This window comes from bacterium, from assembly GCA_016873475.1.
Classification (GTDB): domain Bacteria; phylum Krumholzibacteriota; class Krumholzibacteriia; order JACNKJ01; family JACNKJ01; genus VGXI01.
On record VGXI01000213.1, the window covers coordinates 1 to 5,078 of the forward strand.

Consider the following 5,078-nt stretch of genomic DNA (forward strand, 5'->3'; position numbering starts at 1 on the left):
GCGGCCGTGCCGCTGGAGACGGCCCGGATCTCGTAGCCTTCCTTGGCCAGCATGATCGACAGGAAACGGATCATGCTCTCTTCGTCGTCGACGAGCAGGATGCGCGGCTGGGCCATTGGTGCAGCTCCCTCGCTTGGTGTCTAGACTGCGGTTTCAGTCGCCTGGACCACGCCCTCGGGCAGGTCCTCTTCGCTGCGCGCGCGCGCCGGCAGGCGCAGCTCGAACACGCTTCCCGGCCCCGCTTCCTCCAGCAGCTCGAGCTGGCCGCCGTGCATCTCGACGATGCGGTGGGCGATCGCCAGGCCGAGCCCCGTGCCGCCAGCCTTCGTCGTGAAGAAAGGCTCGAAGAGCCGCCCGCGCGCCTCGGGCGGCACGCCGGGACCGTCGTCCCGGAACTGCACGCGCAGTTCCTCCCCGCCGCCGGCGCCCGCGGCGCCGCGCGCGCTCACCGTCAGGTGCCCCCGCCAGTCCACCGCCTCGCAGGCGTTCAGGAGCAGGTTGAGGCAGACCTGGCGCAGCATACCGGGGTCGGCTTCGATCACCGCCGGTGCGCCTTCGGTCTGGAGCGTCAGCTTCAGCTGCTCGTCCGCCTCCGGCCGCTGGCGGACCAGGCGCAAGGCCTCCTTGAGCAGCAGCGCCGGATCGAGTGGCTTGGGCTGGGGCCGCCGCTCGCGCGTGAAATCGAGGAAGTCCGTGATCAGCAGGTTCAGGCGGTCGCTCTCCTTGAGGATCAAGTCCATCAGGATCCGGTGCTCGCCCGCCAGCGGCAGGTCGGCGGCCAGCAGCTCCACGCTGCCGGCGATCGAGGCGAGCGGGTTGCGGATCTCGTGCGCAATCGACGCGGCCAGGGCGCCGACTGCAGCCAGGCGCTCCTGCTGACGCATCCGCGCCCGCAGCTTGCGGGCCTCCGTCAGGTCCTGGAAGACCGCCACGGCGCCGGCACCGCGGCCGCCACTGCCGGCCAGACAGCTCGTCGAGATGCCCAGCGGCAGAGTGCGACCGTCGGTGCGGGTCACGTCCAGGCTGCCTCTCGTCACGGTTCTCCCGTCTAGCGCCTCGCGCAGGAGGGCGGCGAGCCCGCGCTGGCCTTCGATCGGCCAGCGATCCACGTGCTGGCCGATCATGCCCCCGCGACCCATGCCGAGGATGCGGGTCGCCCCTTCGTTCCAGCGGCACACCGCGCCGGTCTCGTCGAGCCCGACGAGTCCGCTCGGGATGGCCGCGATGATGTCTTCGGCCGTCCGCGCCCCTTCCTGAAGCCGTCTTTCGCTGCGCTCGCGCCACCGCCGCTCCGCGCGGATGCCGGCCAGGGTCCAGCCCCCCGCTGCGCCCGCGAGGACGCCGAGGCCGAGCACGAGGCCCGGCGGCGCCCCGAGCAGGCCAGCGAGGGCGAGGAGGAAGACGGTCACGAGCGCCGCCCCCGCCCGCCAGGCCGGGTCGATGCCTCCCCACTCCGCGTCGGGGCTCGCCACGCCGCGCCTCCTATCCGCCCGAGACCACGCTGATCAGCTTGAACATCGGCAGGTACATGGCGATCAGCATGCCGCCGACGATCAGGCCCATGATGACGATCATCACGGGCTCGATGACGGCGGTCAGCGAGTCGACCGCCGAGTCCACCTCGTCGTCGTAGAAATCGGCCAGCTTGCCGAGCATCTCGTCCAAGCGACCGGTCTCCTCGCCGACGCTGACCATCTGCGTCACCATCGGCGGAAAGGCGCCGGAGGCCCGCATCGGCTCGGCCAGGGTCGAGCCCCCGGTGACCGAGGTGCGGATCTGCTGAACGGCGTCGGAAACGACGCGGTTGCCGGCGGCGCGCGCCGTGACGTTGAGGCCGTCGAGCAGGGGCACGCCGCTGGAGAGCAGGGTGCCGAGCGTGCGCGCAAAGCGGCTGACGGAGCCCTTGCGCACGACCTGACCGATGACCGGAAAGCGCAGGAGGTAGCTGTCGATCCGCAGCGCGCCGCTCTCGGTGGCACGATAGCGCTTGAAGGCGATGAACCCGACGACGCCCAGCACGATCAGCACCCAGCCGTAGTGCTTCAAGAGGTCGCTCGCCCCCATCACGATGCGCGTGGGCAGCGGCAGCTCGCCGCCGAAGTCCGCGAACATCTGGGCGAAGCGCGGGATCAGGAAGAGGAGCATGAAGGCCGTTGCGCCCATGCTCACCCCGAAGACCACCATCGGGTAGGTCATGGCGCCCTTCACCTTGCGGATGAGGGCCTCCATCTTCTCGAGGTGCGTCGCCAGGCGCTCGAGGATCGTGTCGAGGATACCGCCCGTCTCGCCCGCCTCCACCATCGAGGTGAAGAGCTCGTTGAAGACGCCCGGGTGGTCGCGCAGGGCCTCGTTCAGGGTGGCGCCGCCCTCGATGCGCTGGGTGACGCGCCGCACCACCACGCGCAACTCGGGGTTGTCCATCTGCTGGGTGAGCACTTCCAGGCACTGGATGAGCGGCAGGCCGGCGCTGATCATCGTCGCGAACTGCCGCGTGAACAGTGCGAGGTCCTTGACGCGGATCCGCTTCTTCTTCGAGAAGAGCCCGAGCTTGGCCGTCTGCTCCTGGACCAGCGTGATGCGGATCTTCTGCTTGCGCAGGTTCTTGAGGACGTCCGCCTTGCTGTCGGCCTCCAGCACGCCGGAGACCCGCTTGCCGCTCAGCGAGATGCCCTGCCAGACGAAGCTTGCCATTGGCGTTCCCTTCGGCTAGGCGTCCATGTTCACGAGTTCGCCGATCATGTGCTGCAGCTCCATCGGGTCGCGGCTGCGACCCAGGGCGTCTTCCAGGCTGATCTGGCGATTCACGTAGAGCTCGTAGAGACTCTGGTTCATCGTCCGCATGCCGTACTTCTGCCCCGCCTGCATCATCCCGTAGACCTGGTGCACCTTGCCCTCGCGAATGGCGCTCTTGATCGCCGGCGTGCAGACGAGCACCTCCGCGCAGAGGCAGCGGCCGCCGCCGCGGGCGAGCGGGATCAGCTCCTGCGTGACGACGCCCTGGAGCACGAAGGCGAGCTGGGCCGTCACCTGAGCCTGCTGCGAGCTGGGGAAGATGTCGATCAGGCGGTGGATGCTCTCGTAGGCGCTGTTCGTGTGCAGGGTGGCCAGGCAGAGATGGCCGGTCTCGGCGATCGTCAGCGCCGCCTGGACGGTCTCCAGGTCGCGCATCTCGCCGATCAGGATCACGTCCGGGTCCTGCCGGAGCACGTACTTGAGGGCGATCGCGAAGCTCTCCGTATCCGCGCGCACTTCGCGCTGGTTGACGATGCAGCGCTTGTGCTGGTGCAGGTACTCGATCGGATCCTCGATCGTGATGATGTGCCCGGCCCGGTTCTCGTTGATCCAGTTCACCATGCTGGCCAGCGTCGTGCTCTTGCCCGAGCCGGTCGGCCCGGTGACGAGCACGAGCCCCTGCGTGCGCTTGGCGAACTCGCCGACCGCCGTCGGCAGACCGAGCTGCGCGAGGGTCTTGATATCGAAGGGGATCTGGCGCACGGCCAGGCTGACCACGCCGCGCTGCAGGAAGACGTTCGAGCGGAAGCGCGACAGGTTGGGGATGCCGAAGGAGAAGTCCAGCTCGCGCGTCTTCTCGAAGCGCGATCGCTGGTCCTCGTTCATGATGCTGTAGGCGAGCTTGCGCGCGACATCGGGGCTGATGCGATCGTCCCCGAAGCGCACGATCTCGCCGTCGACGCGGAACATGGGCGGCAGACCGGCTGAGATGTGCAGGTCGCTGGCCCCCTTCTCGATCATCTGACCGAGCAACTCGCGCAAGTTCATGTTCATCTCAGTCACTGTTCGTCTCCCTCAGTACTTCCTCTAGGGTGGTCATGCCCTGGGTCATCTTCCACAGGGCGTCCTGCCGCAGACCGATCATGCCGTCGTTGATCGCCCGTTCGCGCAGCTCGGCCGTCGAGGCCCTGTCGAGGACCATCTCGCGCAGGGTGGGCGACATCACCATCACCTCGTAGAGCCCAACGCGACCCGCATAGCCGCTGCCGTTGCAGCCCGGGCAACCGGTGCCCTTGAAGATCTGCGCACTCGCCGCGGCCTCCGGCGTGAGCCCCGCCTCGATGAGCACTTCCACGGGCAGCGCCACGGACGCCTTGCACTTCGCGCAGATCCGGCGCACGAGGCGCTGCGCCAGGATCAGCCGCACCGAGCTGGCGACCAGGAAGGGCTCGATGCCCATGTCGACCAGGCGGCCGACCGTGCTCGGCGCGTCGTTCGTGTGGACGGTCGAGAGCACGAGGTGGCCGGTGAGTGCGGCCTTGGTGGCGATGCTCGCCGTGTCGAGGTCCCGGATCTCGCCGACCATCACGATGTTCGGGTCCTGGCGCAGGATCGCGCGCAGGGCATTGGCGAAGCTGAGTCCGACTTCCTCGTTGATCTGGACCTGGTTGATTCCGGCCAGGTTGTACTCGACGGGATCCTCGGTCGTGATGATGTTGACGTTGATCGTGTTGATCTTCGTCAGCGCCGAGTAGAGCGTGGTCGTCTTGCCGCTGCCCGTCGGGCCGGTGACGAGCACCATGCCGTAGGGGCTGGCGATCGCCTTGAGAAAGTCCTCCAGCGGGCGCGGCTGGAAGCCGAGCTTGTGCAGGTCGACCTGCAGGTTGTCCTTGTCGAGAATGCGCATCACGATCTTCTCGTCGAAGATCGTCGGCAGGGTGCTCACGCGCATGTCGATGTTGCGGCTGCCGATGCGCAGCTTGATGCGCCCGTCCTGGGGGACGCGCCGCTCGGCGATGTCCAGCTCGGCCATGATCTTCAGGCGGCTGATGATCGCGCTCTTCAGGCGCGTCGGCGGGCTCATCATGTCGTGCAGCACGCCGTCGATGCGGTAGCGCACCCGCATGCTCTTCTCGTAGGGCTCGATGTGGATGTCGCTCGCCCCGCGCTGCACGGCGTCCGCGAGCAGGCTGTTGACGAGCTTGACGACGGGCGCGGCCTGGCTCTCCGCCTCCATTTCGCGCGTGCGGAGCAGTTCCTCCGCATCCTCGATGACGTCGACGTCCCTGTCGATCTCGCGCATCATCTCGTCGAGCGTGTTGGCGCGGTCGTAGTAGCGGTCGATG

4 protein-coding genes are annotated in these 5,078 nt (G+C 68.1%); all 4 read right to left on the minus strand.

The features are described from left to right. Window positions 1-140 precede the first annotated feature (140 nt). Window positions 141-1,472, minus strand: coding sequence for a PAS domain S-box protein (locus tag FJ251_13320; GenBank protein ID MBM4118687.1), 1,332 nt, complete (start codon window positions 1,470-1,472; stop codon window positions 141-143). A gap of 10 nt (window positions 1,473-1,482) precedes the next feature. Next, entirely contained in the window at window positions 1,483-2,691 is a 1,209-nt protein-coding gene (locus FJ251_13325; protein MBM4118688.1) for a type II secretion system F family protein, read from the minus strand. A 15-nt stretch (window positions 2,692-2,706) separates the two neighbouring features. After that, window positions 2,707-3,780: a type IV pilus twitching motility protein PilT gene (locus FJ251_13330; GenBank protein ID MBM4118689.1), complete on the minus strand. Its 1,074-nt coding sequence runs from the start codon at window positions 3,778-3,780 to the stop codon at window positions 2,707-2,709. Window positions 3,781-3,787: 7 nt separating this feature from the next. After that, window positions 3,788-5,078, minus strand: a 1,291-nt coding sequence (locus tag FJ251_13335) for a type II secretion system protein GspE (protein MBM4118690.1), incomplete at its 5' end; no start/stop codon positions are given.

Coding starts and splice junctions, on each gene's coding strand:
- FJ251_13325 (MBM4118688.1), bottom strand. CDS start 2,691: ATGGCAAGCTTCGTCTGGCAGGGCATCTCGCTGAGCGGCAAGCGGGTC.
- FJ251_13330 (MBM4118689.1), bottom strand. CDS start 3,780: ATGAACTTGCGCGAGTTGCTCGGTCAGATGATCGAGAAGGGGGCCAGC.